Genomic DNA, 25,322 nt, shown 5'->3' with positions numbered 1-25,322 from the left:
GCAAGCGAGTCCTCGGACTCGGCCACCGAATCGTCGCGGGTGAGTGCCTCGCCCGTGCCCGAAGCGCCTCGCAGGTCGTGGCGTCGTACACCGTCGATTGGAAAGACACTTGGCCCTATGCCGGTGAACGGCTCTGGCGCGCCGACATGCCCACCGGTCGATTCACACTCGGCGGCCAATGGGGGCTCGCCAACGGCACGTGGATCGCCATCTTCCCCAACGAGTGGGTCGGTGGCTACTGGCCCACGGGTCTTCAATGCCCGCGCGACAAGTCACAACGGTCAGGCCAGCGGGGCATCTGGTTGTGGATGAGCGCCTCACTCTGGCTCGACCCGCGCACCCTCGCTCAGGGCTCGCTCTTCGACGACCTCAGACCCAAGCCCAACCGCGTCGCCGACACGGCGTATCCATCCCAAAAAGTCGTCCTCTTCGAGCAGGTCGCGATGTGCGACATCAGTCGCAAGGCGAGATACGGGCAGACCATCGGCGGCTCCACGCCCGATGTCCCCGCGAGCACCATGCTCGTCGATGGCTCGGGACGCCGAACCATCCGACGTGAAGGCCTACCCGCGATCGAACGCCTACTGCCGTACTCGTTCACGATCGATGGCGTCAAAGGCCGCGATCTGAAGTGATCGTCAGCACCCGTTCGAGAACGCCGCGAGATAATCGAGCAGATCGTCGATGGTCACACCCGCGTCGTGGGTGACGTCCGCCTCGACCGCGCCGATGTCGAACCACGACAGGTACAAGATCAAGTCGTCGATCGTCACGCCGCCGTCGAGATTCGTGTCAGAAGCACAAGACACGTCCGCGAGCGCGTCCTCGGCCCCGGTGGCAACCAGCGCGTATCCCTGTGGCTCGACGTTCACCGCCGACGCCACGACACGCACCGTCCAGTCGCCAGGCACGGGCGAGGAGATCAGCACCTGCTCCACCGAGTTGATCGCGTCCGTGGTGCCGCCCGTCGCCGAGGCCCCATTCGCGAAGACATTGCCGTGGTACACGCTGCCTGTCGGCGAGACGACCTCGAGATCGAGGTTGTTCACGGGCGCGCTCGCCGCTCCCACGCCCGCGGGCGCGTCGGTGAATGCCAGTGTGATCTGGAGTGACTCTTCCGAGGTCGTCGGCGACCAGTGCACGCGATACTCGTGTTGCCCGGCATCATCGAACGCGCGGAGCGAACTCGTGCGCACATCGCGAACCCACAGGCGCCGCCCGTCGCCCGCGAACGGCAGACTTCGTCCGACAACCACGCGCCCCCACCCCTCCTCATTAGACGGATATCCCGGCTGCGAGATCAGATTCACCGCCGAGTTCACGACCACGGCCTTGAGCAATGCCCCGCTCGGCGTGAAAGAATCGCTCGGCGTGCCCACGCCGCTCGGATATAAGCCCGACATGAAGTACTGGCGCGCCAGGGTGATCGCGCCGGCCACTGCCGGGGTCGCCATCGACGTCCCCGATTGCGTGCCGATCAGGCAATCGCCATTCGACACCGAGCCGCTGATCGAGCATCCCGGCGCGAGGATGTCGGGCTTTCGGCGCCCGTCGGTCGTCGGCCCGGTGGCGCCCATGCAGCGGAAGTCCGCGTCCTCGCCGTTGAGCGTCGCCGCCACCGCGATCGCGCTCTTGGCGTTCTCCGGGTTTCCAAGGATCGGCGTGTTGGAGATCGCAAAGAGCACGACGTCGTCCTCGTTGGCGCGGAGGAACGCGTCCACCGCGCGCGTCATGCCCGTGTAGGTCCCGGTCGAGTCGTTGCCCCAACTGTTGGTGTGGACGCGAGCGCCCTGCGCGTGCGCGATCGTCAACTTCGAGAAGACCGAACTCTCCGTGAGCGCCGGCCAGATCGAGTAGACGATTCTCGACCCATATGCCACGCCCCGCGTGTTGTCGTCCGCGCCCGCATCGCCCGCGGCGATGCACGCGACGAGCGTCCCGTGCGGGTCATAGCCGCCGATCGTCGCGTTGTACGCCAGGAGTTTGCGATGCAAGGGCCCGATCGGATTCACGTCCGCGAAGGCGCAGTTCGTCGTCGAGACCGGCCCGTCGATCACGCCGAGGATCTGCCCCTCGCCATGCAGGCCGTGCGCGTAGAGCGGCATGTCGAGCGGCGTCATCGACTCGATCGTCCAACGAACCGTCGACAAACTCCGTGGCACGATCTGGGCCGACGGCTCCGCCCATTGCACGTGGTCGAGTGATGCGAGATCGCCCGCGTTCTTCACTGGCACATTCACCGCGAGGCGCCACTGCCCAAGAACGTCCTCGGCCTCGCGCTCTTCAACGCCGGGAATGCTCCGCGCCGACGCACGGGCGTCCACCAGTGATGTCCCCGCGAAGAACCACAGATCGATCGGCACCAGTCCGCGTTCCACGATCGCGCGCGCCTCGGCATCGGTCCACACAAGCCCGGGCACGTTGCGGAGCCGAGGATCGATCGCCCACGCGTGTTCGAACTCGACGACCCGAGTCACTCCCACCACGCGTCGAAGGGCGCTCGCCGTCACGCTCTTTGCACGAACCAGGAGCGCGTGATCCGGGATGTACTCCAGGATCGTGCCGCCGAGCGTCGCGATCGACTCGCGTGCCGCCCGGGACACGGGGCCGTCAAACACCACGACCACAGGCCGATCGCTCAATGGCGCTGCCTTCGCGTCAGCCAGTTCGACACACTCCGACCACGCCACATCACCCGCCTGAAGGCGCAGGTCACCACCAAGGACCACCTGCCCCCCAACCAGCAGCGCGACAACTCCCGCTCTGAGCATCTCGTGACACATGGCCAAACCTTCGATAGGAACTCAGGTCCGTACGAGAAGGACCCCGCGAGGTTCCGCGGCGAACAAAGAACAAACACAATCTCAATCAGTGCCGATTCGCTGGCAGATCGGCGGGAAGTCGTCGCCCATGGATTCGGGTTTCGCATGACGGAGTTGCCCGGATGGAACATCCCTTCTAAAACCCCACCCTCGCGCGCGGCGCGTCGAGGCCTTGGGCAAATGTGCGGTTCTCGGACGTGTCGGTCGGGGTGACGGCAACGCCACCTCCATCCCGTCCCGATTGGAGGCGCATCGAGTATGGCAGGTTCGATCGAGTTGCGTGGGCTGACCAAACGGTTCGGCCCCGCCGGCGTCGGCGGCATCCTCGCCGTGGACAACGTCACCTTCAACGTTCGTGCGGGCGAGGTGCTCGGCTTCCTCGGGCCCAACGGCGCGGGCAAGAGCACCACGATGAAGATGGTCACCGGCTTCATCGCGCCGACCTCCGGGAGCGCCAAGGTCTGCGGGCACGACGTCGTGGAGCAGCCCTTGGAGGCCAAGCGACGCATCGGCTACCTCCCCGAGGGCGCGCCGGCCTATCCCGACATGACGCCGCTGGGATTCCTCTCCTTCATCGCCCAGGTGCGCGGACTGCATGGCTCGGATCGGACCCGCGCCATCGACGCCGCCATCGACGCGGTCAAGATCGATTCGGTCCTCCGCCAGCCGATCGAGACGCTCTCCAAGGGCTTCAAGCGCCGCGTGGGCCTCGCCCAGGCGATCCTCCACGACCCCGAGGTCCTCATCATGGACGAGCCGACCGACGGGCTCGACCCCAACCAGAAGCACGACGTTCGCAACCTCATCCGCGCCATGGCCAATCGCGGCGGCGAGGAGAAGGGCAAGGCGATCATCCTGAGCACCCACATCCTCGAAGAGGTCCAGGCCGTCTGCACCCGCGTCGTCCTGATCGCCAAGGGCAAAGTCGCCGCCGACTGCACCCCCGCCGAACTCGCCGCCAGAAGCAGGTACTACAACGCTGTCACCCTCACGCTCTCGGGCGTCTCGCTCGACGCGGCGATGGCCGAACTCAAGCGAGTCCCCGGCGTGCGCGCGGTCGAGCGCTCCGGCACGACCGGCGTCGAGGTCACCGCCATCCCCACCCGCGGCCGGGTCATCGCCCATGAGGTCGGCGAACTCGTCCGAAGCAAAGGCTGGCAGGTCGATCAGATGCGCGTCGATGCAGGAAGCCTCGACGGCGTCTTCCGCGACCTGACGATGGGGGCCTCGATCGCGGCCACCGCAAACGCCAACGAGGAGGACGCGGCATGACCAACTGGCTCGCCGTCTACAAGCGAGAACTCGCGGGCTACTTCGCCACGCCCGTCGCGTACGTGTTCATCATCGTCTTCCTGCTGCTCGCGGGCGTCTTCACCTTCTCCGATCGCCTGGGGATGCTCTTCGAGCGGCGTCAGGCCGACCTGCAGTCGTTCTTCCTCTGGCATGAATGGCTGTATCTCTTCCTGATCCCCGCGCTGGGGATGCGCCTCTGGGCCGAGGAGCGCCGCCAGGGAACGCTCGAACTGCTGATGACGCTCCCCGTGTCGCGCCTGGGCGCGGTGCTGGGGAAGTACCTCGCCGCGTGGTCGTTCACGGGTGTCGCGCTCCTGCTGACGTTCCCCTACTGGATCACGGTGAACTACCTCGGCGCGCCGGACAACGGCGCGATCGCCGCGGGGTACATCGGGAGTTTCCTGATGGCCGGGGCCTTCCTCGCGATCGCCGCGTGCTGCTCCGCCGCGACCAAGAACCAGGTGATCGCGTTCGTGATGAGCGCCGTGATCTGCCTGGGGTTCATCCTCGCGGGGATGCCCACGGTCCTGGGGTTCTTCCAGGGGTGGGCACCCCCGGCCGTGCTCGACACCATCAGTTCCCTGAGTTTCATGAGCAACTTCGACGCGATCAAGAAGGGCGTGATCGACCTCCGACACGTCGTCTTCTTCGGGTCGCTCATCGCCGCGGCGTTGACGATCAACGTCCTCATCCTCGACGCGAAGAGGGAGGCCTAAGCCCATGAAGAGCCGCGTTGTCCTTGCCGTCTCCATCCTCGCCGCGATCGTGCTCTTCCTCGCGATCAACACGCTCGCGCGCGTCCAACTCACGAGCGCCCGCCTCGACCTCACCAGCGACAAACTCTTCACGCTGAGCGACGGCTCGAAGAACGTCGCCCGGTCGCTCACCGAACCGGTCCGACTGAAGTTCTACTTCAGCGAGAACGCCGCCCGTGGCGAATCGTCCATCCAGTCCTATGGCAACCGCGTGAAGGAACTCCTCCAGGAGTTCGTCCGCCTCTCGCGCCACGACGGCACGCCGAAGATCCAACTCACCATCATCGACCCCGAGGCGTTCAGCGACGACGAGGACGAGGCGACCGCCGCGGGCCTCGTCGCGATTCCCAAGGGCGATGCCGGCCAGTCGATCTTCCTGGGCCTTGTCGGGACGAACGCCGTGGATGGACGCGAGGTCATCCCCTTCTTTGATCCCCGCCGCGAGCGATTCCTCGAGCACGACGTCGCCAAACTGCTCTACTCCCTCGCCCATCCCGAGAAGAAGAAGATCGGCCTGATCTCCTCGCTCCCCATCGCCGGCGGCTTCACGATGGATCCGCGCACGCAGCAGCCCCGCCAGGCCGAGGCGTGGCAGATCTACACTGAACTGCGCTCGGCCTTCGAGATACAGAACATCGAACCGAGCGCCACGACGATCCCCAACGACATCGACGTCTTGATGATCGTCCACCCCAAGAATCTCTCCAGCCAGACGCTCTACGCGATCGATCAGTACGCGCTCAAGGGTGGCCGCCTCGCGATCTTCGTGGATCCGCTCTGCAACGAGGACACGCCGCCGGGCAACCCCATGCAGTCCATGGGCGCCGACCGATCCTCGAACCTTGCCACGCTCCTCAGCGTCTGGGGCGTCCAGGTCGTCCCGGGCAAACTCGCCGGCGACATGGACTTCGCGCTCCCCGTCCAGGCTGGCACACGCCAGAAGCCCGAGCAAATCCCCATGCTCACGTGGATCGGCGTCACCAAAGCCGGCTTCAACCAGGCCGACCCCGCCACGGGCCAACTCGCGACCGTGAACTTCGGCGATTGCGGCATCATCCAACCATTCGAGCCGGCGAAGGCCGAGGGCGCCACGCCCACACCGGCCTCAGGCCCCACCGCCACCATCACGCCCCTGGTCACCACCACTGCCGACTCCATGCAGGTCGATGCGGCCGCCCTCGCCTTCATGCCCGACCCCAAGAAACTCCTCACCGACTTCGCCTCGGGCGACACGAAACTCATACTCGTCGCGCGGCTCTCGGGCAAGGTGAGATCGGCCTTCCCCAACGGCCGTCCCGCACCCGCCGAGGGCGAGGCGCCCCCCGCGGACACCACGCAACCCCTCACCGAATCCAAGGACGAACTCCAGGCCGTGCTCTTCGCGGATGTTGATCTCCTCAGCGATCGATTCTGGGTGCAGAAGACGATCTTCGGCGCGATGAAGGGTGCGGACAACGGCGACCTCGTCGTGAACGCCCTCGACAGCCTGCTCGGCTCCAAGGACCTGATCTCCATCCAGGCGCGGGGCGTGATGTCGCGCCCCTTCGAGGTCGTCGATGAGATGGCCAAAGATGCTGCGAAGAAGTATCGCGACACCCAGGCCCAACTCGAGGAGAAACTCCGCACCACCGAGCAGCGCCTCCAGGAACTCCAGCGAGCCAAGCCGCAGGACGGACAAGCCATTCTCCTCTCCGCCGAGCAGCAGGAAGAGATCAAGAAGTTCCGCGAGGAGCGCTCGCAGACGCAGAAGCAACTCCGCGAGGTCCAGCGAAACCTCAACAAGGACGTCGAGAAACTCGGCACGCTCCTCAAGGTTGTGAACATCGGCATCGTCCCAGCCCTCGTCGCCATCGCCGCCCTGGGTCTGGGCGCGTATCGAGTCTCACGCCGAAAGTCCGGCCGCCACGCCCAGACCAAAGCGGAGTAGTTCCCCCCTCACCCCTCACCACTCACCACTCACGCCCCCCCGCGTTCCTCCAATGAAGAACAAGACCACTTTGATCCTGATCGTGCTCGCCCTCGCCGTGACCGCTGTCGCGTGGATGGTGGTCGTCGGCGGCTCCAAGTCCTCCGCCCCACAGGCCGAGCCTTCGCCTCTCCTGCCCGCGCTCGCGACGGGCGCCGACGAAGTCGCGAAGATCGAACTGAAATCGGGCGACACCGCGATCACCATCTCCAAGGCTGCCGATGCCACCTGGGCCGTCGAGTCCAAGGGTGGCTATCCCGCCAAGCCCGACGCCGTTCGAGACCTCGTCCGAGGCCTCGCCCGCGCCACCACCATCGACGAGCGCACCAGCGATCCCGCGCTCTACGCCCGTCTGGGCGTCCAGGACCCGGGTCCGAGCGAAACCGCATCCACCCCAGCCGACGAAACCGAGAAACCCACGCTCGTCGCGTTGCACGACGCCGGCGGCAAGCCCCTCGCCACGCTCATCGTCGGCAAGATGGTGCAGGGTGCGGCAACCACCGCGACCCAGGGCGAATCGCGCTTCGTGCGCAAGGCCGGAGAAGCGAAGAGTTGGGCGGCACAAGGTCTCCCGCCAATCTCACTGCAGGCGGCCACGTGGCTCGACACGGAACTCCTGAAGATCGAGCAGGCCCGCGTCGATCACGTGACGATCGAGCATCTCACAGGCCCGCAGGCCACGCTCCCCGAGGGCTCGACGGTCGAGATCGCCCGACGCCCCAAAGCGCCCGAAGCCCAGGGGCCCTCGCCCACGCCCGCGACACCGCCCTCCACGGGCGACTTCGAGGTCGTCGGCCTCCCCGCGGGGCGCGAACTCAACTCGACGTTCATCCCCACGAGCATCGCCGGCTCGCTCGCCGCGCTCCGGTTCGACGACGTCAAGCCCCGCGAGAGCATCGTCACCAGCGACGCCTCGCCGCGAACCGTGACCACCTTCAAGACCAACGACGGCCTCACGATCACCGCACGCGTCTTCGACACCAATGGCGCCTCATGGATCGCCTTCGATGCCTCGACCACACCCACCGGCAGCGTGAGCGAGACCACCGCCACGGAAGTGCAATCGCAGAACACGCGCCTCGCGCCTTGGGCCTTCGCGATCCCGGCCTACTCCCTGCGCCTGATCACCTCCGGCTATGACACACTCCTCAAACCGACCGCCGCGCCCAGCGACACAACGCCCGAGAGCGACACACCCGTCGGCCCGGTGAACTAAGACTGGCGAACCGAGGCTCACGCCCCGAGCCGCGACTCGGCCTCCGCCGCGATCACGCCACGCACGCGCAGGACCTTCTCGGGCGAGGTCGCGCCGTGTACCACCTCTACACTTGCCGACCGCACGCCCACCGCCTTCGCGATCAGTTCGCACACAGCCCCGTTTGCCCGCCCACCCTCCGGCGGCGCCGCCACCTTCACCTTCAATCGATCACCCAAACGCCCCACGATCACCGTCGCCTTGCTCCCCGGCACCACCTTCACCCGAACGAGGCACGCCCCGGCGTCGTTCGGATCCGGTTGTGTGAACGGTTGGTGCATGGAGCCACTCTAGAGCGTGTAGAGTCCGAGAACGCCCTTGCAAAGACGCCACTTTGGTGTACATTGGCATCAGAGGAACAAGGAACAAAGCCGACGCCCTCGGCCAACGATTATTGTGTGGACCCATGCCCCCGGGATTTATGCAACTCTGTCACACCCGACTTGCCGCCGCGACCCTCGCCTTCGCCGCGGCATCGTCCGTCGCGCGCGCGCAAGAGACGCTGACCGAGGGCCAGACGCTCGTCATTTATGACTCGCGCATCGCCGACTCCCTCGCCGTCGCCGAGCACTACGCCGGCTCGCTCAAGATTCCCGGCGGCAGCGGCGGCGTCCCCGGCACACGCCCGGGCGTGCGCGTCTGCGACCTCGCCTCCACCGGCGCTCTCGCGACGACACCCGGCAACATCTCCTACGCGGATTTCATCGCGCGACTTCGCGACCCCATCCGCCAGTACCTGACCGATCAAGGCCTCGTCTTCGATGTCCGATGCCTTGTCCTCACCAAGGGCCTCCCCCACCGCATCCAGGACACCGACAACGCCAACGTCGGCGACAACCCCGTCAACTTCGTCACCGAGATCAATCTCAGCGACGCGACCTGCGCCTCGGTCGACAGCGAGCTCACGCTCCTGTGGCAGAGCCTCACCACCGGCGAGGCCGGCGGCTCCAGCGACAGCAAGGCCGACGGCATGATCCTCAATCCATATTGGAGATCGCGCCTCCCCGTCTCCACGTGGTCCACCGCCAACATCCAGTCCGCCAAGACGATCACCCTTGGCAACACGCCCGGCCCCCTCTGGCAGGGCACAACCACAGGAACCGCCGCCCTCCGCACCACGCCCGGCGACATGTACCTGGTCTGCCGTCTCGATGCGAAGACGGTCGCCGACGCCAACGCCATGATCGACCGCGCCCGGTTCCTCGTTGTCGATGTCAACCAGGTCGCGCTACTCTTCGACGAGGATCCCGCCAACCTCGACAACCTCCCCGCGCCCTTCTCGCTCCTGGACAACGGCGAGGACTACACCGCCGCCGCCAACGCCATCATCGCCGACGGGCGCTTCCCGGCTTCCGGGACCGTGCTCGCCAATCCAACCGCCGGCGTCACGCTCGACTCCGCCGCGGGAACCTCCAACTTCTTCGTCGGCCCACTCCTCTCGTTCACGCCAGGCCAGGGCCGACTCATCACCGCCCCCGTCCTTTTCCTCGCGTCCTATGGCTCCAACCACAACGGCGTGCCCACGCTTCTCGCAGGCGGCTCCGCCGGGACGGTCTACGCCTCCTCCTTCAACTACAGCGACGGCGCCATCTTCAACACCATCGAGTCCTACAACGGACGTGACTTCGGCGGGCTGGGAGGCAACCCCAGCGTCCCCCAACAGCAGGCCTCGGACTTCCTCGCCGCGGGCGGCACGTTCGCCATCGCCCACGTCTGGGAACCCCTCGCCGCCACCATCGCCGACAACACCGTGCTCGTCCAGAACTTCGTCAACGGTGAACTCAGTTGGGCCGAGGCCGCCTGGTCCTCCATCCCCGTCCTCAGTTGGATGCACCTCGTCGTGGGCGACCCCCTCGCGCGCCTCCACCGCACCAGCGAGGACCTCAACCTCGATCTCGATGTCGACATCAACGACCTCCACGACTGGACGCAGAACCCCGTGGACATCAACCGCAGCGGCGTTGCCGACGATGCCGATCGCCAACTCCTCCTCAAGGCCATCCGCGCCGGCGACCGCACCGACCTCACCAACATTCGCCCCTGATTCGGTCAATCACTTCGGCACCGACACCAGGATCGACGGCTGCATCACCCAGGTGTCGCTCCCCTTGACGCGCACCTTCATCCCCGCGCCGTTCATCAGCAGGTACGGGTGCGCCTCCTTCGCCCGGCGCAGCGGCTCCGACTCCGTCCGCCCCTCGCTCGACTTGGGGAGATCGCCCTCCGAAAAAAGCCCAATCGTCACGCTGCTCTCGGTCGGCCCGTGGTAGTAGAACGCGTCCTCGCCCTTGGCGCGGAGTTCGTCCGCGGCCTTTTCTGCCGCCGACACGAACTCGCCCCGCTCCTGCTCGCTCGGTGCGCCGCCGTCGGGCCGCTTGTAGACCGCGATCTGCAAGGTGAACGCCGACGCCGACGGATCGCGCATCGCCCTCCGAACGTTCGACAGGTTCCGGTCGGCCTTCGCCCCCGCGACCGCGCCCTCGGGCGGCGGAAAGAGCATCGCCGACGCGAACGGGCGATCGCCACCAACATCGAGCGCCTTGACGCTCTTGAGCCGCTCGACCGCCTCGCGCGATTCGGCACTCGGATAGTCCCCCACCGTCACCAGGCTCGCGCCGATGCGATCCTGCACCACGGCATCCTCAAGCCCCGCCACCGCGCGATACCGACGGGCAACTCCCTCTGCCGCCTCGCGTCCCTCACGAACCACCAGCAGCACGATCGACCACCCGCGGACAGGGTTGGCGCGATCAGAAGAGACGCCGTCGTTGCCCTCGCCAACGTTGCGGACAAGTTCCACTCCCTGCGTCTCGCCCGACGCCATCGTCGCATCACCCGGCATCGCTCGGATGAACGCGGTCAACGGCTTCGACGCGTCCGGATCCGCCTCGATCGCCTCCACAGCCGGCTTGGATTGGCACGACACAACACCAAACACACACAAAACAATAAAAAATAATCGGCATGCCACACCGAGGGTGTCCGGCACCTCATTCACCCCAAAAAAATGGCGTCGAGTCCTCACGGCGTTATCCGCGCAAAGTGCGTCCTGGCAATCTGTTAGGGTGACGATTTCCATCACACCCGATTTTGGAGCCGCTCGCGCGCAGGCTCCGATACACACTACGCCGCCGCCGAGGGTCGGCTCCTCCGAAGGACTCACCGAAGTCAGGAACTTCGACTCCGTAGGAGTTACCCCCCGGCACGGCTCGCACGGCCACATCCGGCATCCAACTGTCGGCTTCGTTGCAGGAGATTCAATGTCCGAACTCACTCCGATGAGCCTTTCCAACGTCGAGCGCACCCGCAGGGCGGAGTCGGCCTCTCGCCGTCGCGATGTCGGGCGCAATGCCGAGGTCGTCGGGCGAATCGCCGAGGACCAGGTCGAGGTCTCCGACGTGGGCTATTTCATGGCCGTCCTCCGCAAACTCCCCGAGATCCGCCAGGATCTGGTCGACGCGGTCAAGGCGAAGATCAAGTCCGGCACCTACGAGTCCCCAGACAAGGTCGAGGCCGCCATCGAAGAGGCCGCCAAGGACCTGAACTGGTAATCACCGGGTTCGCCCGGCACGAGTCACCGCCCTTTCAACCACGCCCACTGCGCCCGCACGCCGTCCTCAAACGCCGTGCTCGGCACAAACCCGAGTTCCCGCCCGCTCCGAGAGACGTCGGCATACGTCCGCTCCACATCCCCGGGCTGCATCTCCTCACGCACGATCGACGCCGTCTTCCCCACCACGCGCTCGATGGTCGAGATCATCTCCTTGAGCGAGACGGGATGGCTGTTGCCTAGGTTCCACACGCGGTATCCATGCTCCGGCGTGCGTTCGTACGCCGAGAGAATGCCGCGGACAATGTCGTTGATAAAGGTGTAGTCGCGTGAGGTCGTCCCGTCGCCGAACATGCGGATCGACTCGCCCGCGCCGATCCGCCGGAGGAACTGGCTGATCGCGAGGTCCGGGCGCTGGCGTGGCCCATAGACGGTGAAGAACCGCAGGCACGAGACAGGCAGGCCCGTCAGGTGGTGGTGCGTCCACGCCGCGATCTCGGTCGCGCGCTTCGACGCCGCATACGGGCTGATGGGGCGCGACACGTCGAGTTCCTCATGGAAGGGCACGCTCGGCGCGTTGCCATAGACCGAACTCGACGAGGCCACGACGACCCGCGAGCACCCCGCGCCGCTCGCCGCCTGCAGGATCGACGCCGTGCCCACGGCATTGGTGTGCATGTACCCGGCCGGGTCCACAAGGCTCGGGCGCACGCCAGCCTTCGCGGCAAGATGGATCACGCCCTCGGGCCGCGTCCGCGCGAAGAGGTCCGCCATCGCGCGCGCGTCGGTGATGTCCCCCTCAACCAACTCGAATCGATCACCATAGCCCGAGGTCGCCTCGGCCAGGTTCCGGACCTTGGCCTCGCGCGGATAGAACGCGTCGAAGTTGTCAAGCCCGATCACACGCCGCCCCGCCCTGAGCAGGGCCTCGGCCACATGCGACCCGATGAACCCGGCCGCCCCGGTGACGAGAATCGATCCCGACTTGTCGGTTGTGCTCATGGACACGCCGAATCGTTGGTGTCTGGTCAGGCTGACGCGAACCGAAAATCAACTCCCGGCGTCGCCCCGACCCAAAAATCAAGCAGGGCGCCATCGTTGACAGCGCCCCGCTGGAGGAGAGAGAGATCAGTCTCAGTATACGAAATATCGGGCTTCACGTTTTCCCAACTTGCCATTCGTCGGGTTTTTTCTGATCTTAATATACAAACTTAATCCAAACAACAACCCCTCGGGGCAATCCTGAGGGGTCGTTACCGCGTGTGGGTCACGCGGACGTCGCTGAGACTACTTCGTTGCGTTCAGTTCGCCCAGTTTCTGCTGGATGAACTCGCGGCGTTCCTCGGGAGACATGCTCCGCATCTTCTCCATGATGGCGCGGCGTTCCTCGGGTGAGAGTTTCGAGAGCGCCTCACGTACGGCCTCGCGCCCCTTGTCGAACTGATCGCCCTCACGCTTGGCACGCTCCTCGCCGATGCGCTTGTCGGCCGCCCCCTCCATGCGATGGCGAACCTCCTCGAGTTTCTGCGTGACGTGCTCGCGTTGCGCCTCGGTGAGCACCGCAAAGATCTTCGCGTGCGTCTCACGCGTGTCGGGCGCCTTCTCGATCAGCGACTGCACCTTGTCGCGCATCTCCTTGGCCTTCTCGGGATCGACGTTGCGCTTCCCGCCCTTCTCTCCCGGACCACCATCCCGAGGCGGCGCCATCATCTCATCACCCTTGGGCGGCATGGGCCGATCGCCACGGGGTCCACGGCGTCCCCGCTCACCCGCGTCCTTGCCATCTTTGGGCCCACCCTTCGCCCCGCCGCGACGAGCGCCCTCGTTGGCGCCCGGCCCGCGCTCGCCGCGAAGATCGAACTCTTGCCCGAGCCGCTGCAGCACGCGCTCCCGCGCCTCAGGGGGCATCTCGTCGAGAAGTGTGCGGATCTCGTCCTCGTGCTCGGCACGAAAGGCCTGGAACTGCGTGCGCAGATCGGCGGCGATCGCGTCGATCGAGGTCGACTGCTCGCTCGAGAGGCGGAGGTCACCCGCCTCCTCGCCTCGCAGCGAGTTGATCACACGCATGAAGGCCATGTGCGGGATCGCGCGGACGCGGGCCTTGGTCTCCGAGGTGCCCAGCGTCCGGGTCTCGCCCGGCACAGAATGGTCCGTCACCTTCGGGCCCGCGAGCGGATCGGCCTTGGCGGACGGCTCGGCGAACGAAACACCAGTGAGCAACCCCGCGGCGAGTACAAGCGTCAGTGTGCGAGCATTCATCATCCATACCTCCAGAAAACCGTGCGGAGCACGGCATGTGTCGTCCAATCCCGCGTCGTCCAACCACCGAACGTCGCGGCGTCGTCGGTGGAACGACGCCCCACGCCACGCATTGCACCACAAGGGCACTATCGTTGCTACGAACTGTGAATCAATGCGGAATTTGAGGCCTCCAAGGCCACGGGAGCGACGCGAATGGGATTGAGCCGGGAGCAGATTGCCGAGGCGATGCGGGGTGTCGGGGCGTTCCCGTCCGGTAAGGATGTTGTGGCCGCCGGCCAGTTCATCTGGTCGACCGCGAGCGAGGGACACGTGCTCGTGAAACTCGAGCCCGCCGGCACGCCCAGTGACGCCGACCTGGATCGAATCGCGTCCGACACACGCCGCGTCCTCGACGCCGCCTCGAGAGAGAAGGGCGGCGGCCTCGCCTCCCTCACCATCGAGTTCGTGGACAAGTCGGGAAGCATCACCGCCAAGCGACGCTTCGGCTCGCCCATGCAGTCCTCCACGCAGAGTTCCACGGCCCAGCCACAACCCTCGAGCGCGGGCCACGCACCAATCCCCGGCCTGCGCCCCCAGACCACGAGCACAGGACCGAGCGGCATTCCCGGCGTCTCGCGCGTCATCGCCGTCGGCGCCGGAAAAGGCGGCGTGGGAAAATCAACGGTCGCGCTCAACCTCGCCGTCGGCCTCGCGCGGCGCGGGCACAGCGTGGGCCTCCTCGATGGCGACATCTATGGCCCGAGCATGCCCACCATGCTCGCCCTCGACTCGCTCGAAGCAATGGCCCGCGAGGGGATGCTCCAGCCCTTCCTCGTCCATGGCATCAAGTGCATGACCATCGGCAAACTCGTCGACGCCGACAAGCCGCTCATCTGGCGCGGGCCCATGGCCCACGGCGCCTTCAAGCAACTCTCCGAGCAGACCCAATGGGGCGAACTCGACTACCTCATCATCGATCTCCCACCGGGGACGGGCGACGTCGCGCTCACGATGGCGCAGCAGTTGAAACTCACCGGCGCCGTCGTCGTCTGCACGCCGCAGAAGGTCGCTCAGGACGATGCCGCACGGGCCGCGAAAATGTTCCAGCAACTCAACGTCCATGTCCTGGGCGTCGTCGAGAACATGTCGTTCTTCGTCGGCGATGACGGCAAGGTCTACGACATCTTCGGGCGTGGCGGGGCCGAGCACATGGCCCAGCGGCTTGGCCTCCCCTTCCTCGGCAGCATCCCCATCACCATGGCTCTCCGCGCCAACTCCGACAAGGGCGACCCCACCGCGAACTTCGAGGGGAAGGACGATGCCGGCAAGCGGCTCAAAGCCGCGCTCGAGAATGTCGTTACCCAGGTCGAGAACCAGGTCGCGCTCACGTCGATAAGCCAGGCCGGCCCCTCACTCACCATCCGATAACACGACGGCACGCGAAAGCACGCGCGTTGGCATTGAGCAGGGCGCAAGAACCGCGCGGAGACATCGTGTTGGGCGTTGTTCGTGCGCACTCCATACGCCCGCCCGAGGGAGTCGATCTGCGGCACGCCCCTTGCGATTCGATGGTGTTCGAGAAAGCCTGAAGTCGCTCCCCAGGACGCCCGAGAACACAAGAGGCACGACGCCACTTTTCAGAACGGAGTACGCACCATGAAGATCAGCGACAGCAGCCACAGCCACGGGTACCACGCCACTCACCGCCGTCAGCATCACCATCACGCCGAGGCCGGGCATCAGTCCGACCATGTGACCTCGCCCGCGGCGTTCCGCGCCAACCGCGACGTGAGCCTCTCGCTCCGCGCCATCAAGCGCGAGGGCAATGCGCTCCTCCGCCAGATCGATAATCCTGACGCCAAGTCAAAGGTCGAGGAACTCCAGAAGAACTTCACCGACTCGCTCTCGAGCCTGCGTGACGAGTTCACGTCCTCGGGCTCCACGAACTATCTCGAGTTTGCCCAGAAACTCGCCGTCCTCCGCCAGAACTACACCCAGTCGGTCCGCGAGATCGGCGAGGCGTTCGGCGTGACCGGATCCTTGAAGCCCACGACAACGACTTCGACCCCCACCCCCACTCCCACACCGACCCCCGCGCCCGCAGCCCAGGCCGAGCCGACCCCCGCCTTCCGGGCCGCCCGCGACGAGCGGCTCTCGCTCCAGGCGATCCGCAACCAGGCCAACGCGCTCGTCGAGCGCACCGGCAGCGACGACATTAAAGCCAAGGTCGAGGACCTCCAGAACTCCTTTGTCGACTCGCTCTCCAAACTGAAGGAAGAGTTCACCTCATCCGGGTCGACCAACTACCTCGAGTTCGCCCAGCGACTCGCGGTCCTCCGCCAGAACTACTCCCGCTCCATCCGCGAGATCGGCGACAGCCTCCCTACGGCGACGGCCTCCGCCCCCGCACCGACCACCAATCCAGCGCCCAGCCCGGCGCCCGGAGCCGTGGCCAGCGATCAGAACTCGCCCGCCTTCCGCGCCAAGCGAGACACCGAGATCTCTCTCACCGCCATCAACAACCAGGGACGCGATCTCATCGAGCAACTCGGCGGCGGCGACGACGTGAAGACCAAGGTCGAGAACCTCCAGAACGCCTTCCGCGACGCCCTCTCCAAACTCCAGGACGATTTCGGATCCAGCGGCTCGACGAACTACCTCGAGTTCGCCCAGAAACTCGCCGTCCTCCGCCAGAACTACACCCACTCCATCCGCGACATCGGGCAGAACGCCCTCGCCTCGGCGGGAAGCGTCGACAAAGTCGGCTAAGCCGTCAAGATCGCGCGAATCCACGCACCACGAACGCCCCGGGAGCAATCCCGGGGCGTTGTCGTGACGCGACACGTGGGTCCGCCGGGGTACAGTGCGCCAGTCCAAAGGAGCACCACCATGGCGAAGAAGACCACCAAGAAAGCAACCAAGAAGAGCGTCACGAAGTCATCCAAGGCCACCGCCAAGAAGCCATCCGCCGCCGGTCCCGGTGGCAAAGGCTCCTTCCGCGTCACCACCGGCTCGGGCGCCACGCCCATGGACATCGGCACGAAACTCGTCTCGATGTTCAACACCGGCCAGTTCGCCGAGATCGAGAAGATGTTCTGGTCTCCCAAGATCGAGTCCATCGAGGGCCTCGGCGTCGGCATGGGCTGGCGCGGCAAGCCCGCCGTCGACGCCAAGAACGCCGGCTGGATGGCCCAGAACAAGATCCATGGCGCCAGCGCCGAAGGCCCCTTCGTCGGCTCGTCGGGCTTCGCCGTCCGCTTCAAGATGGACGTCGAGCAGGTCGACAGCGGCACGCGCAAAATGTTCGACGAGGTCGGCGTCTACACCGTGAAGAACGGCAAGATCATCCGCGAAGAGTTCATGTACGGCACGATGTGATCTCGACAGCCGGAATCTACCCAAACTCGTGGGGCAGGCGGCTCGCCTGCCCCTTCTCTTTCTATCACTTCTCGTGGCACAGGCGTCCCGCCGGTGTCTTTTTCATCAGACAGTCACGCCTTCCGCCGCAACTCCCGCCGCCGCCCCCGCTCGCCCTCGATCAGCCGCACCGCCTCGTCCAACGACGCGTTCAGATCTCTGTTCACAAGGAAGTGGTTGTACACCCCCGACCGCCGGGCGTGCGTGATCTCTTCCTTCGCCCGCGCGAATCGCTTCTGGATCTGCGCATCGTCCTCACGCTTGCGCGAGCGCAAGCGGGAGAGCAGCGTCTCTTCATCCGGCGGCAGGACAAAGATCGCGAACGCCTCGGGGATCTGCCCCTTCACCTTCTCCGCGCCGACCACGTCGATCTCCAGGATCACCAGCCGCCCGCGAGCGAGTTGCGTCCGCACCCACTCCTTGGGCGTGCCATAGCGGCGCCCATAGACACCGGCCGTCTCGAGGAAGCCGTCCCGTCCCAGCATCTCCTCGAACTGCTCATCGCTGACAAAGTGGTAATCAACGCCCTCGACATCCACGCCCGTCTTGTCGCGCGTCGTCCACGAGACCGAGAAGACCGCGCCGGCGATCGTCCGCTCCACGCCCCGCGTGATCGTCGTCTTTCCCACGCCGCTCGGCCCGCTGATGATGACGAGCATGCCGTCGTCGGTATCGGTCTCGAGGCGGCGCGTCGGCGTGTCGTGGGGTTCGGGCAGGGCCATGAAGCGAGGATACACGCCTACTCGGCGCCAAGCCGCGACAGGATCGCCTCGCGCACGCTCTTCGCGTCGGCCTTCCCCAAAGAGACCTTCATCACCTCGCCCACGAGCCTCCCGATCGCCTGGGTCTTTCCTGCTTGAACGTCCGCCGCCGCCGCAGGTTGGGCGGCAATCGCCTGGTCCACCCACGCCAGGAGCGCCCCCTCGTCACGCACCACGACCATCCCCCGCGATCTCGCCTCGGCCTCGACGTCGATCGTCGGGTCCTCCGCCAGCGCCTCAAAGAGCGCATCGAGCGACTGGTTGCTGATCGTGCCGGCCTCGCGCAGCATCCCGAGCGTCGCGACCCTCGTCGCTTCAAGCCCAAGAGCGCCGACACTGACGCCCCGCGCGTTCGCCGCGCGCAGGCCCTGCTGCAAGACCAGGTTCGCCGCCACACGTCCCGCGCGCGGCGCCGACACACCCCGCTCGACGAGCCGCGATGCAACTCCAGCCTGCAGCACGCTCGCCTCAACATCCTCGACAAGCGACCACGCCTCACGCCCCGGCACACCCGCCTCCTCCACGAGCGATCGGAACCTCGCCAGGGGCAACTCCGACTCATCGGCCCGCGCTCTGTCGATCATCTCCTCTGTCACACGCATCGCCAGCAGATCCGGGTCGGGGAAATACCGATAGTCGTGCGCATCCTCCTTCTCGCGCTGCAGCACCGTCACGCCCCGCGCGTCGTCCCACCCACGCGTCGTCTTCGCCCCGGGTGCGTGCTCGCGCCCCGTTTCGCGCCAGCGTTCCTCCTGCACGCGTGCCTCGTGCTCGATCGCCCCCTCCAGCGACTTGAACGAGTTGAGGTTCTTCACCTCGACAATCGGCGTGCGCACCAGAGCACCCGACTCCAGCCGCAACTCCTGGTTGATATTCGGCTCAAACCGGATCTGTCCCTCCTGCATCACGCATGGGCTCGCCCCAAGGTGCATGCACGTCAGCCGCAGCAGCCGCGCGAACGCGACGACCTCGGCTGCCGACCGAAAGTCCGGCGCGGTCACGATCTCAAGCAGCGGCGTTCCCGCCCGATTCAAATCCACGATCGAGTGGTCGATCGCCACGCCCCCCGGCGCCTCGTGCAGCAACTTCCCGGCGTCCTCCTCGAGGTGCGCCCGAACGATGCGGATCTGCCGCATCGACGCTTGAGGCTCGGGCACGCCATGCCCATCGAACGCCGGCACCTCCGCCATCCCATCAAAGCACAAGGGCAGGTCGTACTGGCTGATCTGGTACCCCTTGGGAAGGTCCGGGTAGAAGTACGACTTGCGGTCCCACTTCGTCACCCGCGCAATCGAGCATCGCAGCGCCAACCCCACGCGGATCGCCAACTCCACGGCCCTTCGATTGATCGTCGGGAGCGACCCCGGCAACCCCAGCACCGTCGGATCCAGAAGCGAGTTCGGCCCGACTGATCCCGCGAGCACCGGGCTCCGCGCCCGCGAGAACATCTTCGTCGCTGTCCCCAGTTCGACGTGGACCTCCAGCCCGACGATGAGCGTGGATGAGACCACCCGCTCGCGCCGCCGGGCTTCGCCGGTATCTCCCAACCGGGGTTGTCCCGCGTTCTCATTCACGCGCAATCGTATGAATCACACAGGCCCATCAAGACCATCCCAACATCCCCAGTCAGTACCATCTCCCGAATGCCGAATGCCCACCCTACCCTGCAACCATGCCAGTCCTCGTCCACGCCAACACTCGCGTCATCTGTCAGGGAATCACCGGCTCCTTCGGAGCCAGCCACACCAAAGGGTGCTTCAACTACGGCACGAAAATGGTCGGCGGCGTCACGCCGGGCAAAGGCGGCACCAAGGACGACAACGGCCTCCCCATCTTCGACACCGTTGAGAAGGCCGTCAAAGAAACCGGCGCCGACGCCACCATGATCTTCGTCCCCCCGGGCTTCGCCGCCGACGCCATTCTCGAGGCCGCCAGCGCCGGCATCAAGGTCGTCTGCGCCATCACCGAGGGCATCCCCGTCCAGGACATGGTCCGCGTCCGAGCCATCATCGACGAGATGAACGGCGGCCGAGGCGACGACGGGTTCCCGCCCTCCTCCAGGGTCTTCCTCATCGGGCCCAACTGCCCAGGCGTCATCACCCCGGGCCCCAAGTCCGGCAACGCCACCAGCGGCAGCGACCCCTACACCAACGCCGGCTGCAAAATCGGCATCATGCCCGGCTACATCCACACCCACATCAGCCAGGCCAAACGCGGCAAGTCCATCGGCATCGTCAGCCGCTCCGGCACCCTCACCTATGAGGCCGTCTGGCAGACCAGCCAGCGAGGCCTCGCCCAATCCACCTGCATCGGCATCGGAGGCGACCCCGTCCGAGGCCTCAACCACATCGACTCCATCCGCCTCTTCGAGCAAGACCCCGACACCCACGCCATCCTCATGATCGGCGAGATCGGCGGGAGCGACGAGATCGACGCCGCCAACTACATCAAGGCCAACGTGAAGAAACCCGTCGCCGCCTTCATCGCCGGCAAGACCGCCCCCCCGGGCCGCCGCATGGGCCACGCCGGCGCGATCATCGGTGGCGCCGACGACACCGCCGACGCCAAGATAAAGGCCCTCCAGGCCGCCGGCGTCACCGTCGCCCAAAGCCCCGCCGACATGGGCGACGCGATCATGCGAGCCATGACACTCGCGTAACTTTCGGCCATACGGAATCAGGTCGCTTCACCGGGTTCCTCCACCGTCTCCGTGTCCTCCTCCCGTGTCCCCGACCGATCCGTCGTCCGCAAAGGCACCCCCAGAAACTCCGCCACGTCCCTCGCCACACGCCGCACGCGCTCGTCTCGCCCGTTCGACGTCGTGTCGAGCACGATCTTCTTCCCTGGCTTGATCGTCGCCTCGAAGACGCGCATCGACCGCCCGCCGCGCTTCCCGCCGCCGGGCGTCGCCTCGGTCCGGACATCAATCCGCACCTCCACCACGCGTGTGAGATCGAACTCGTGGCGCTTCCGCTTCCCGCCCAGGATGTTCCACGTCTCGAAAGTTCCCCTGCCTGTTGCCCTGTCGAGCGTCAGTCGCTCGCGATCAAGCAGCGACTTCACGCCGACGATCAGAAACGCCGTGCACAGCAGCACGATCACGCCCGCCGGGATCCACTGAAAATGGAATCCGGGCTTCATCAGCGTCTTCCCTTCAAGAAACCAGAAAAACGTGGGCAGCCCAAGCGCGAGCACGACCGCGAAAATCGGCCACCCCACGCCATGCGGCAGGCCCGACAACACCAGCAGATTCGCGCCACGCCGCGTGGTCTTCAATGCCGTCGCCTCCTTGAGAGCCTCTCGCCATCGCGTTGTGTCCCACAAGCGACACCGTGTCGGCCACGCTCACCTACACCATACGGATTTTCTCCCTTAGCGTTGCGGCTACGCTGCCCGCATGAACACTACTGACAGGGCGAAACTCGACCGCCTCGCCCTCGACGCCGCCATCGAGCAGGCCGAGAAATCACTCCGCGAGGGCGGCATCCCCATCGGCTCGGTCCTCATGGACCCCGAAGGCACCATCGTCTCTCGCGGTCACAATCTCCGCGTCCAACAGGGCGACACCACCGCCCACGCCGAGACCGCCTGCATCCGGGCCGCCGGCCGGCGACGCGACTGGCACACCCTCACCCTCGTCTCCACCCTCTCACCTTGCGCCATGTGCAGCGGCACCTCGATCCTCTTCCGAATCCCCCGCGTCGTCATCGGCGAACACGAGACGTTCCAGGGCCGGGAAGACTGGCTGATAGCCGAGGGCACAGAGGTCGTTCTCATGAACGATCCGCGCTGCATCCAACTCATGCGCGAGTTCATCGCCGCCAGGCCAGATCTCTGGGCCGAGGACATCGGTGTGCCGGGATAACCCCGGTTTTCGGCCCAAATTACGACCAATTGCGAACGCCGGCGCCAATAAAGGATTGACTGGTCTTCTATTGGATCCGATACTCACCACTCGGCGAACAGTGCGCATGAACCGCGCCCCGATTCCTGCCGACTTCTTACCGGCACTCGCATACAGCCTCGTGGTTGGAGCAGACATGAACGGATTTTGTTTGTATCTTGGCGGCTCGCGCCTCCGAACACTCGTCGCCGGGTTGATCGGCTTGGCCCTCATTCCTTCCGCCGCGATCGCCCAGACCGGCGCCTGCTGCCTGCCCACCGGCATCTGCGTCGAGACCACCGCCGCCAACTGCGCCACCCAGGGCGGTGCCTACCAGGGCAACGCCACCACCTGCGCCGGCACCTCCTGCCCCATCGTCCTCCAGCCCTTCGTCGATGCGCTCCCACTCCCCGCCATCGCCCAACCCGTCACCGGCCAGCCCGGCCACGCTGCCCACTACGAGATCGCCATGCGCCAGACGCAGCAGCGTCTCCACCGCGATCTCCCCTTGACCACCGTCTGGGGATACAACGGCACATACCCCGGCCCCACCATCGAGGCGCGACGGAACGAGCCAAACACCGTCCTCTGGACCAACGACCTCCGCGACGCCGCTGGCAATCTCCTCACCACCCACCACCTCGTCGTGGACGAGTGCCTCCATGGCCCGGACTTGAACGGCAGCGCGCCCCTCACCACCGTCCACCTCCATGGCGGGCACCTCCGCGCCGACAGCGACGGCATGCCCGATTTCTCCTATCCCCCCGGCCAATCCGCGCCCCTCTACACCTACCCCAACAACCAGCCCGCCGCCACCATCTGGTACCACGACCACGGCCTGGGCATCACCCGCCTCAACGTCTACATGGGCCTCGCCGGGTTCTATCTCATCCGTGACGACGCCGAGGACGCCCTCAACATCCCGCGGGGCGAGAACGAGATCGCCCTCGCCATCCAGGACCGCGCCTTCAACCCCGACGGCTCCTTCAAGTACCCAGCCGTCCACCAGGAGAACTTCTTCGGCGACTTCATGCTCGTCAACGGCAAGGTCTGGCCATACCACAACGTCAAACGCGGCAAGTACCGATTCCGCCTGCTCAATGGCTGCAACTCGCGCACTCTCACCCTCGCCCTCTCCGACAACGCCACCTTCTGGCAGATCGGGACCGACATGGGCCTTCTCCCGGCCCCCGTCGCGATCAACTCGCTCACCATCTCCCCCGGCGAACGCGCCGACGTCGTCATCAACTTCGCCTCCTACGCCCCGGGCACCGAGATCATCCTTGAGAACAGCGCCCCTGCGCCATTCCCAGGCTCACCGGGCGTCGGCGTCATCCCCAACGTCATGAAGTTCATCGTCGGCAGCGATGCCGGCGACACCGATCCGCTCCCCACAACCCTCGCCAGCGTCCCCGTCATCCCCGAGGCCGAGGCCACCGTCACACGCGAGTTCCTCCTCCGCAAGACCCCCGTGACCATCGGCGCCTGCGACAACGTCACCCAGTCCATCTGGACGATCAACGGCCTCATGTGGGACGACATCGTCGAGCGCCCCGTCCTGGGAACCACCGAGATCTGGACCTGGATCAATCGCTCGGGCATGACCCACCCCATGCACATGCACCTCGTCGCCTTCCAGATCCTCGATCGCCAGCCCTTCCAGATGCAGGCCGGCCAGATCGTCCCCACGGGCCCGCGCGTCCCACCCATCATGAACGAGCGCGGCTGGAAGGACACCGTCCAGGTCCATCCCTTCGAGATCGTCCGCGTCATCGCCCGCTTCGAGGACTACGCCGGCCTCTTCCCCTACCACTGTCACATCCTCGAGCACGAGGACCACGAGATGATGCGCCAGTTCGAGGCCATCTGCCCGCCACTCACCATCGAGTCCACGCCCGACGACCTCCAGGTCTGCAAGGGCGCCCAGGCCCAGTTCGCCGTCCAGGCCTCCGGTGCCTACCTCTCCTACCAATGGAAGAAGAACGGCGTTCCCCTCCTCGATGGCCCGACGGGCACAGGCTCCACCGTTACCGGCGCCAAGGCCGCCACGCTCACCATCGACAACGTCGCCCTCCTCGATGTCGCCCGCTATGAGTGCACCATCAAGGACCCCTGCGACGAGACCCGGACCTACCACGCCGATCTCGTCTACTGCCCCGCCGACCTCGACGATGCCACCCAGACCGGTGCCTGCGACGGGGCCGTCACCATCGACGACCTCCTCTACTTCATCGATCGATTCCAGGACGGCGACGCCATCGCCGACCTCGACGACGGCAGCGGCACGGGCGTCGGCGACTACGCCGTCACCATCGACGACCTGCTCTTCTACATCGAGCGCTTCGCCGACGGGTGCTAACGAGCGATCAACCTCGCGTCAACTCCGGCCTCAGCCGATCCAGCAAGACCGCCATCCGAACATCCACACCCCGCGCCACCTGCGTCAGAATCAGCGAGTTCGGCGCGTCCGCCACCTCGGCATCGATCTCCACACCCCGGTTCATGGGGCCCGGGTGCATCACGAAGGCCCCGCGCTTCATCACCGCGTGCCGCTCCCGCGTGAGCGCGTACCCCGCGCGATACTCCCGGATCGACTCGTGCGACGACTTCATCGGCACACCCTCCGCGCCCCTCGCCGAGTCCTCGTGCCGCTCGAACTGGATCCGCAGCATCATCACCGCGTCCGCCGACGGCAGGATCGAATCGAGATCGGATGACACCTCACACCCCAGCGTCGAGAGCGACGCCGGCGCCATGCTCGCCGGCCCGACACACACCACCCGCGCCCCCAGCGCCCCCATCCCCGCGATGTTCGATCGCGCCACTCGCGACGACTCGATGTCCCCCACGATCGCCAGCGTCATCCCCGAGAAATCCAGCGTCGAGAGCCGCCCCGCCGCCCTCGCCAGCGTCAGGATGTCGAGCAACCCCTGTGTCGGGTGCTCGTGCCGCCCGTCTCCCGCGTTGATGACGCCGATGTCCACCGCGCGCGAGATGAGTTCCGCGCCCCCCGACTGCTTGCAGCGCACGACGAGCGCCGAGACCCCCATCGCCTCGACGGTGAGTGCCGTGTCCACCAGCGACTCCCCCTTGCTCACGCTCGATCCAGGCCCCGCGAGATCCACGACGCGCGCCCCAAGCCGCTGCGCCGCCACCGAGAACGACAGCCGCGTCCGCGTGGAGTCCTCGAAGAAAAGGTTCGCGACGATCCGCCCTATCAGCGGATTCTCGTCCTCGCGCAGCGCGGCGGGGTCGGCCGCCAGCCGAACAAGACGCCGGATCTCTCGGGCGTCCATCCCCCGCAGCGCGAGCAGATCACGCTCGCGTGAAATCGAGCCGGTCGGCCGAGCCTCCATGGGTGCGTTCATGTCCCAACCGT

22 protein-coding genes are annotated in these 25,322 nt (G+C 66.1%); 13 read left to right on the top strand and 9 right to left on the bottom strand.

The annotated features are described in order from the left end of the window. The first annotated feature begins 146 nt into the window (after nucleotides 1-146). The gene (locus tag IPK69_07785) at nucleotides 147-635 is read left to right on the top strand and encodes a hypothetical protein (protein QQS07910.1); all 489 of its coding nucleotides are present in this window, start codon (nucleotides 147-149) and stop codon (nucleotides 633-635) included. Between the two features lie 3 nt (nucleotides 636-638). Here IPK69_07785 and IPK69_07780 read toward each other — a convergent pair whose 3' ends face one another. Then, entirely contained in the window at nucleotides 639-2,783 is a 2,145-nt protein-coding gene (locus IPK69_07780) for a S8 family serine peptidase (protein ID QQS07909.1), read from the bottom strand. A gap of 297 nt (nucleotides 2,784-3,080) precedes the next feature. On the opposite strand from IPK69_07780, the gene IPK69_07775 reads away from it, so the two are divergent. The 4 genes from IPK69_07775 to IPK69_07760 are packed head-to-tail and all read left to right on the top strand — an operon-like array spanning nucleotide 3,081 to nucleotide 8,052. Continuing rightward, nucleotides 3,081-4,094, top strand: coding sequence for an ABC transporter ATP-binding protein (locus IPK69_07775; GenBank protein QQS07908.1), 1,014 nt, complete (start codon nucleotides 3,081-3,083; stop codon nucleotides 4,092-4,094). Beyond that, nucleotides 4,091-4,831, top strand: a complete 741-nt coding sequence (locus tag IPK69_07770; protein ID QQS07907.1) for an ABC transporter permease subunit — start codon at nucleotides 4,091-4,093, stop codon at nucleotides 4,829-4,831. The genes IPK69_07775 and IPK69_07770 overlap by 4 nt, the downstream gene beginning before the upstream one ends. A gap of 4 nt (nucleotides 4,832-4,835) precedes the next feature. Beyond that, entirely contained in the window at nucleotides 4,836-6,797 is a 1,962-nt protein-coding gene (locus IPK69_07765; protein ID QQS07906.1) for a Gldg family protein, read from the top strand. A gap of 52 nt (nucleotides 6,798-6,849) precedes the next feature. Further along, nucleotides 6,850-8,052: a DUF4340 domain-containing protein gene (locus IPK69_07760; GenBank protein ID QQS07905.1), complete on the top strand. Its 1,203-nt coding sequence runs from the start codon at nucleotides 6,850-6,852 to the stop codon at nucleotides 8,050-8,052. A gap of 17 nt (nucleotides 8,053-8,069) precedes the next feature. On the opposite strand, the gene IPK69_07755 is transcribed toward IPK69_07760, so the two are convergent. Continuing rightward, nucleotides 8,070-8,372 carry a DUF167 domain-containing protein gene (locus IPK69_07755; GenBank protein QQS07904.1) on the bottom strand — a complete coding sequence of 101 codons (303 nt, stop codon included), beginning with the start codon at nucleotides 8,370-8,372 and terminating at the stop codon, nucleotides 8,070-8,072. 125 nt (nucleotides 8,373-8,497) lie between these two features. Here IPK69_07755 and IPK69_07750 point away from each other — a divergent pair, with 125 nt between their 5' ends. Then, the gene (locus tag IPK69_07750; protein QQS07903.1) at nucleotides 8,498-10,135 is read left to right on the top strand and encodes a hypothetical protein; all 1,638 of its coding nucleotides are present in this window, start codon (nucleotides 8,498-8,500) and stop codon (nucleotides 10,133-10,135) included. A 9-nt stretch (nucleotides 10,136-10,144) separates the two neighbouring features. On the opposite strand, the gene IPK69_07745 is transcribed toward IPK69_07750, so the two are convergent. Beyond that, nucleotides 10,145-11,017: a hypothetical protein gene (locus tag IPK69_07745; GenBank protein QQS07902.1), complete on the bottom strand. Its 873-nt coding sequence runs from the start codon at nucleotides 11,015-11,017 to the stop codon at nucleotides 10,145-10,147. Nucleotides 11,018-11,351: 334 nt separating this feature from the next. Here IPK69_07745 and IPK69_07740 point away from each other — a divergent pair, with 334 nt between their 5' ends. Continuing rightward, entirely contained in the window at nucleotides 11,352-11,642 is a 291-nt protein-coding gene (locus tag IPK69_07740; GenBank protein QQS07901.1) for a flagellar biosynthesis anti-sigma factor FlgM, read from the top strand. Between the two features lie 23 nt (nucleotides 11,643-11,665). Here IPK69_07740 and IPK69_07735 read toward each other — a convergent pair whose 3' ends face one another. Both IPK69_07735 and IPK69_07730 read right to left on the bottom strand, forming a co-directional pair. Beyond that, nucleotides 11,666-12,643, bottom strand: a complete 978-nt coding sequence (locus tag IPK69_07735) for an SDR family NAD(P)-dependent oxidoreductase (protein ID QQS07900.1) — start codon at nucleotides 12,641-12,643, stop codon at nucleotides 11,666-11,668. A gap of 285 nt (nucleotides 12,644-12,928) precedes the next feature. After that, entirely contained in the window at nucleotides 12,929-13,903 is a 975-nt protein-coding gene (locus IPK69_07730; GenBank protein QQS07899.1) for a hypothetical protein, read from the bottom strand. Between the two features lie 492 nt (nucleotides 13,904-14,395). Between IPK69_07730 and IPK69_07725 the strand changes: the two genes are divergently transcribed. From IPK69_07725 to IPK69_07715, 3 genes are all read left to right on the top strand, one after another. After that, nucleotides 14,396-15,310 (top strand): Mrp/NBP35 family ATP-binding protein, encoded by a 915-nt coding sequence (locus IPK69_07725; GenBank protein ID QQS10445.1) that lies wholly within the window; start codon nucleotides 14,396-14,398, stop codon nucleotides 15,308-15,310. A gap of 228 nt (nucleotides 15,311-15,538) precedes the next feature. Next, on the top strand, nucleotides 15,539-16,651 hold the full coding sequence (locus IPK69_07720; protein QQS07898.1) for a hypothetical protein: 1,113 nt from the start codon (nucleotides 15,539-15,541) through the stop codon (nucleotides 16,649-16,651). Between the two features lie 120 nt (nucleotides 16,652-16,771). Further along, a complete protein-coding gene (locus IPK69_07715; protein ID QQS07897.1) occupies nucleotides 16,772-17,260 on the top strand; it encodes a nuclear transport factor 2 family protein in 489 nt (162 codons plus the stop codon). Nucleotides 17,261-17,373: 113 nt separating this feature from the next. On the opposite strand, the gene gmk is transcribed toward IPK69_07715, so the two are convergent. After that, nucleotides 17,374-18,021 carry a guanylate kinase gene (gmk, locus tag IPK69_07710; GenBank protein ID QQS07896.1) on the bottom strand — a complete coding sequence of 216 codons (648 nt, stop codon included), beginning with the start codon at nucleotides 18,019-18,021 and terminating at the stop codon, nucleotides 17,374-17,376. A 17-nt stretch (nucleotides 18,022-18,038) separates the two neighbouring features. Further along, nucleotides 18,039-19,634: an Asp-tRNA(Asn)/Glu-tRNA(Gln) amidotransferase subunit GatB gene (gene gatB / locus IPK69_07705; GenBank protein QQS07895.1), complete on the bottom strand. Its 1,596-nt coding sequence runs from the start codon at nucleotides 19,632-19,634 to the stop codon at nucleotides 18,039-18,041. A gap of 98 nt (nucleotides 19,635-19,732) precedes the next feature. Here gatB and sucD point away from each other — a divergent pair, with 98 nt between their 5' ends. Beyond that, nucleotides 19,733-20,719, top strand: a complete 987-nt coding sequence (gene sucD / locus IPK69_07700; GenBank protein ID QQS07894.1) for a succinate--CoA ligase subunit alpha — start codon at nucleotides 19,733-19,735, stop codon at nucleotides 20,717-20,719. Between the two features lie 17 nt (nucleotides 20,720-20,736). Here the strand turns inward: sucD and IPK69_07695 are convergent, their stop codons facing one another. Further along, entirely contained in the window at nucleotides 20,737-21,336 is a 600-nt protein-coding gene (locus IPK69_07695; protein QQS07893.1) for a hypothetical protein, read from the bottom strand. A gap of 121 nt (nucleotides 21,337-21,457) precedes the next feature. Here IPK69_07695 and IPK69_07690 point away from each other — a divergent pair, with 121 nt between their 5' ends. Together IPK69_07690 and IPK69_07685 are read left to right on the top strand one after the other, a co-directional pair. Further along, a complete protein-coding gene (locus tag IPK69_07690) occupies nucleotides 21,458-21,925 on the top strand; it encodes a nucleoside deaminase (protein ID QQS07892.1) in 468 nt (155 codons plus the stop codon). A 175-nt stretch (nucleotides 21,926-22,100) separates the two neighbouring features. Then, the gene (locus tag IPK69_07685; GenBank protein QQS07891.1) at nucleotides 22,101-24,302 is read left to right on the top strand and encodes a multicopper oxidase domain-containing protein; all 2,202 of its coding nucleotides are present in this window, start codon (nucleotides 22,101-22,103) and stop codon (nucleotides 24,300-24,302) included. Between the two features lie 7 nt (nucleotides 24,303-24,309). On the opposite strand, the gene IPK69_07680 is transcribed toward IPK69_07685, so the two are convergent. After that, nucleotides 24,310-25,299 carry an aspartate carbamoyltransferase catalytic subunit gene (locus tag IPK69_07680; protein QQS10444.1) on the bottom strand — a complete coding sequence of 330 codons (990 nt, stop codon included), beginning with the start codon at nucleotides 25,297-25,299 and terminating at the stop codon, nucleotides 24,310-24,312. Between the last annotated feature and the right edge of the window lie 23 nt (nucleotides 25,300-25,322).

This window comes from Phycisphaerales bacterium, from assembly GCA_016699835.1.
Taxonomy (GTDB): Bacteria; Planctomycetota; Phycisphaerae; order Phycisphaerales; family UBA1924.
This window is presented reverse-complemented; position numbering and strand designations above follow the sequence as displayed.

What these genes read in the sequence shown, in the direction of transcription:
- IPK69_07785 (QQS07910.1), top strand. Translation starts at nt 147, where the DNA reads ATGCCCACCGGTCGATTCACACTCGGCGGCCAATGGGGGCTCGCCAAC.
- IPK69_07780 (QQS07909.1), bottom strand. Translation starts at nt 2,783, where the DNA reads ATGTGTCACGAGATGCTCAGAGCGGGAGTTGTCGCGCTGCTGGTTGGG.
- IPK69_07775 (QQS07908.1), top strand. Translation starts at nt 3,081, where the DNA reads ATGGCAGGTTCGATCGAGTTGCGTGGGCTGACCAAACGGTTCGGCCCC.
- IPK69_07770 (QQS07907.1), top strand. Translation starts at nt 4,091, where the DNA reads ATGACCAACTGGCTCGCCGTCTACAAGCGAGAACTCGCGGGCTACTTC.
- IPK69_07765 (QQS07906.1), top strand. Translation starts at nt 4,836, where the DNA reads ATGAAGAGCCGCGTTGTCCTTGCCGTCTCCATCCTCGCCGCGATCGTG.
- IPK69_07760 (QQS07905.1), top strand. Translation starts at nt 6,850, where the DNA reads ATGAAGAACAAGACCACTTTGATCCTGATCGTGCTCGCCCTCGCCGTG.
- IPK69_07755 (QQS07904.1), bottom strand. Translation starts at nt 8,372, where the DNA reads ATGCACCAACCGTTCACACAACCGGATCCGAACGACGCCGGGGCGTGC.
- IPK69_07750 (QQS07903.1), top strand. Translation starts at nt 8,498, where the DNA reads ATGCCCCCGGGATTTATGCAACTCTGTCACACCCGACTTGCCGCCGCG.
- IPK69_07740 (QQS07901.1), top strand. Translation starts at nt 11,352, where the DNA reads ATGTCCGAACTCACTCCGATGAGCCTTTCCAACGTCGAGCGCACCCGC.
- IPK69_07735 (QQS07900.1), bottom strand. Translation starts at nt 12,643, where the DNA reads ATGAGCACAACCGACAAGTCGGGATCGATTCTCGTCACCGGGGCGGCC.
- IPK69_07730 (QQS07899.1), bottom strand. Translation starts at nt 13,903, where the DNA reads ATGATGAATGCTCGCACACTGACGCTTGTACTCGCCGCGGGGTTGCTC.
- IPK69_07725 (QQS10445.1), top strand. Translation starts at nt 14,396, where the DNA reads ATGCAGTCCTCCACGCAGAGTTCCACGGCCCAGCCACAACCCTCGAGC.
- IPK69_07720 (QQS07898.1), top strand. Translation starts at nt 15,539, where the DNA reads ATGAAGATCAGCGACAGCAGCCACAGCCACGGGTACCACGCCACTCAC.
- IPK69_07715 (QQS07897.1), top strand. Translation starts at nt 16,772, where the DNA reads ATGGCGAAGAAGACCACCAAGAAAGCAACCAAGAAGAGCGTCACGAAG.
- gmk (QQS07896.1), bottom strand. Translation starts at nt 18,021, where the DNA reads ATGGCCCTGCCCGAACCCCACGACACGCCGACGCGCCGCCTCGAGACC.
- sucD (QQS07894.1), top strand. Translation starts at nt 19,733, where the DNA reads ATGCCAGTCCTCGTCCACGCCAACACTCGCGTCATCTGTCAGGGAATC.
- IPK69_07690 (QQS07892.1), top strand. Translation starts at nt 21,458, where the DNA reads ATGAACACTACTGACAGGGCGAAACTCGACCGCCTCGCCCTCGACGCC.
- IPK69_07685 (QQS07891.1), top strand. Translation starts at nt 22,101, where the DNA reads ATGAACGGATTTTGTTTGTATCTTGGCGGCTCGCGCCTCCGAACACTC.
- IPK69_07680 (QQS10444.1), bottom strand. Translation starts at nt 25,299, where the DNA reads ATGGAGGCTCGGCCGACCGGCTCGATTTCACGCGAGCGTGATCTGCTC.